Genomic DNA, 2,905 nt, shown 5'->3' with positions numbered 1-2,905 from the left:
ATTTCGGCTTGGCTCAAACATGAATGTTGCAAGATCAGGTAAACCATCCAGAACCAATAAATTACATTTATTTAATCTGACAAAATCAACCCATTTTTTCTGACATAACTCTTCAATGATTTCGCTAAACTGACGTAAGCAATACATGACATTTGGCAAAAGTATAAGTTGTTTTCGAGAATCTTCTAAACGATATAAAAACTCAACATTTTGACCTTTCAAATTCTGTAGGTAAGTTACAGGCATTTTCTTTACGATATCTGCTACTTTCTTTTTCAATTGTAGCCAGTACACATGATCTCGTCTGGCTAAGGCAAGGGATTTATAACTTTGCTGAGCAGTGTAAATTAAGCTGATAATTCCTGCTTGCTTGCCATTATTCTGTTGTAATAGGAACGGTTCATTTTCATTAAAATGAAATGGTAGAGTCTGTTTCCAATATAAATCTATGAATTTCTCTGCAATATCCAGATAGTCTAACGTTAAGCTTTCCCCAGTATCATCTCCTTGCTCAATCGCTAAGCGAGAAAGACTCATCAACAAAGCAAATTTATAAGTGGAAGAAAAACTTCCTGAATGTAAAATTTGCTGGATCTGTTTCAGAAACTTGAGTTGCTGCTGTGGTGTAGGTATGGATACTGACATTATTTATTCAAATTCGTTTTTGAAATACGATATTGAGCCAATCTTCATTATGATTGGGACGTTTATCAATCGTAATCCATTGTTGTAACAGTAAAATATTATCAAATTTTTTTAATAAACTCTGTGTTTGTGATTCATCCATATCGGTAAATTGTCTTCCATCCTTGTAACGGTCCCCCGCACCATATTTAAATGACATATAGCAGATACCATTCACTTTTAATGCTTTCAGTATTTTTTCCAGTACCTCCGGCAAACGTTTTCTTTCACAATGTAATAGTGAAGCACATGCCCAAATACCATCATACTTATTTAGCTCAGACAACTCATAGAAGCTTTCAAAACGTACGTTGATTCCAGTCAATTGACATGCTTTATCAACCAGTTCTTTTGAATAATCTGTTGCTGCAACCTGATGAACTTTATTATTAAAAGCTAAGGTATCTCTACCTGAACCACAACCTAAATCAAGTATAAAAGCCTTATCTGGTAGGTAACGTAAAAATGGTTGGTATAGACTCTCCATATCTACCCTAATTGTAGACTCAAAGAACCCCAGTGCATTTATATCGTAATAATCTAAAGTTTGTTTCATTAATATCATGAATAGTTTTTCTCAATTCTATCAAAAAAATAAGGGAGCAAAAGCTCCCATTATTCTCATTCTTCCATCTTAGACTTAATCCTTTGATGGATTTCCCAAGCAGACCAACCGAAATGCATCTCTTTTAACCGTATCGGCTGAGGAAATGTCGGATCATAATATCTTGAATTTTTTTTAATCGCCTCTACCCTCTTTTATCTTTCAATAACTTTTGATTCAATCCATGCATTTACTTCCCTAGCTATCCATCCCACGCGGTTTGCTGATAATTTGATTTGCTTTGGGAATGTAGAATCATAACTAACGTTTTTAGGATCTAGCATATTGTAAATAGTAGCCCGACCTAACCGCGTAATTTGCATGACATCTTTCAAGTTTAGTATCTGATTCATCTGAAAAGTTTGACCTGTGATCGACGCATTCATGATGTTTTCTCCTAATCATTGATGCGAGCGCGTATTCGCTCAGATGATAGGTCAGTCCAATAAAATTTTACGCAGTCCAATGTTGTCTAAGCCCTGCTAGTTCAAAGCCTGTACTGACTGCTGTAACCCTTTCTGGATATCCTGCATATGGTTCAGGTCATGGAGTTGTTGAGATGATTCTTGTTTGGATTCCTCCGTATAAAACTCCTCAACAATATCCAAGCCCTCTTCACCTCCCACCTCAAAGCTGGCATTGCCATAGCCCTGCCTTGCTACATGATCTAATACTTCTTGATAAAACCCTGCTGCCTTGCTCTGCTCATCAATCTGTTTGGCTGAAGCAATAGCATCTTGTAGATTCACACCATCACGTAAAGTTAAGTCCACGTAATAAATCGGGGTACGATAGCTTTGTGTCGTGCTCTTACCTCTTAAGGTCAGTTGTAAGGGTAAACATGAAAGTAAATCATTCGATGCAGCATGGTAGTAACGAAGCCGAGCGGCTAAGGTGCGGATGCTGTTAAAACCTGTGGTTCTAAAGATGAATGTGCCTAACTCATCCGACTCATCTAAATTCACATACAGTCGTCCGTAGGGTTTGCACAATCCACCTTGGGCCAATGGGCATAAATCAGGTGATGGACATGGATGTTGTTCTATGCCGTTTTTCCCAAGTCGCTGACAAATTTCTCCATTCCCTGAACAAATTAAACGCCCTGTTTGTCGATCAAACAAACTATACTCTGCCCGTAGGTTTAACTCAGGATCGTTAAAGATCATTCGCACTGGAATGGTTCTGAGTTTTTGGTTCGGTGCTTTAACTCGTAGCTGTTCATCCAAGGGATGCTTAATCCACCCATCTTTCCCTTGAATTTGGCTGGTAATGGTAAATTGGTCATCCTTCTCAGGGACACGTTTCCCATTCTTTTCGACAATCTTGCCGATACTGATACGACCCAGTACGGGTGGTGTAATTGCTAAACCTTTAATCATAATGATTTCCTTTAAATAAAAATTGGACATAAAAAAATCCCACACCTGTTGGGGTATGGGATCGATTAGTTTTGGGTTGGTTGTGTTAGGTAATAAATGTGGATAAGGAATGAGTTATCCACCATTCGGATAAATCTGAAAACGCCGTGTACCCACTTTAGTTTGTGGGAATTGCTGTAGATATTCAGGATGTTGTTTCAATAAAGCTTTACTGTCCAAGCTGATAGAGTCTTGTGAC

At 37.9% G+C, this 2,905-nt stretch carries 4 protein-coding genes and 2 pseudogenes; all 6 read right to left on the bottom strand.

The genetic code is table 11. From position 1 onward, the window contains the following. Positions 1-645 (bottom strand): DUF8808 domain-containing protein (locus A2003_RS10785; RefSeq protein WP_502685958.1); only part of this gene is annotated, 645 nt, incomplete at its 3' end. 7 nt (positions 646-652) lie between these two features. After that, positions 653-1,240: a class I SAM-dependent methyltransferase gene (locus tag A2003_RS10780; protein WP_286687337.1), complete on the bottom strand. Its 588-nt coding sequence runs from the start codon at positions 1,238-1,240 to the stop codon at positions 653-655. A 65-nt stretch (positions 1,241-1,305) separates the two neighbouring features. Next, positions 1,306-1,428: pseudogene (locus A2003_RS10775) on the bottom strand (AlpA family transcriptional regulator); the annotation flags it as partial. Positions 1,429-1,443: 15 nt separating this feature from the next. Beyond that, on the bottom strand, positions 1,444-1,674 hold the full coding sequence (locus A2003_RS10770; RefSeq protein WP_113996984.1) for a helix-turn-helix transcriptional regulator: 231 nt from the start codon (positions 1,672-1,674) through the stop codon (positions 1,444-1,446). Positions 1,675-1,770: 96 nt separating this feature from the next. Next, positions 1,771-2,667 carry a recombination directionality factor gene (locus tag A2003_RS10765; RefSeq protein WP_286687336.1) on the bottom strand — a complete coding sequence of 299 codons (897 nt, stop codon included), beginning with the start codon at positions 2,665-2,667 and terminating at the stop codon, positions 1,771-1,773. 114 nt (positions 2,668-2,781) lie between these two features. Continuing rightward, positions 2,782-2,905, bottom strand: a pseudogene (locus A2003_RS10760) (YqaJ viral recombinase family nuclease); the annotation flags it as partial.

It is taken from the genome of Acinetobacter sp. GWC1_38_13 (assembly GCF_001767535.1).
Lineage (GTDB): Bacteria > Pseudomonadota > Gammaproteobacteria > Pseudomonadales > Moraxellaceae > Acinetobacter > Acinetobacter junii.
This window is presented reverse-complemented; position numbering and strand designations above follow the sequence as displayed.

Excerpts from the sequence above, each read along its gene's own strand:
- A2003_RS10770 (WP_113996984.1), bottom strand. The coding sequence starts at position 1,674 with ATGAATGCGTCGATCACAGGTCAAACTTTTCAGATGAATCAGATACTA.
- A2003_RS10765 (WP_286687336.1), bottom strand. The coding sequence starts at position 2,667 with ATGATTAAAGGTTTAGCAATTACACCACCCGTACTGGGTCGTATCAGT.
- A2003_RS10780 (WP_286687337.1), bottom strand. The coding sequence starts at position 1,240 with ATGAAACAAACTTTAGATTATTACGATATAAATGCACTGGGGTTCTTT.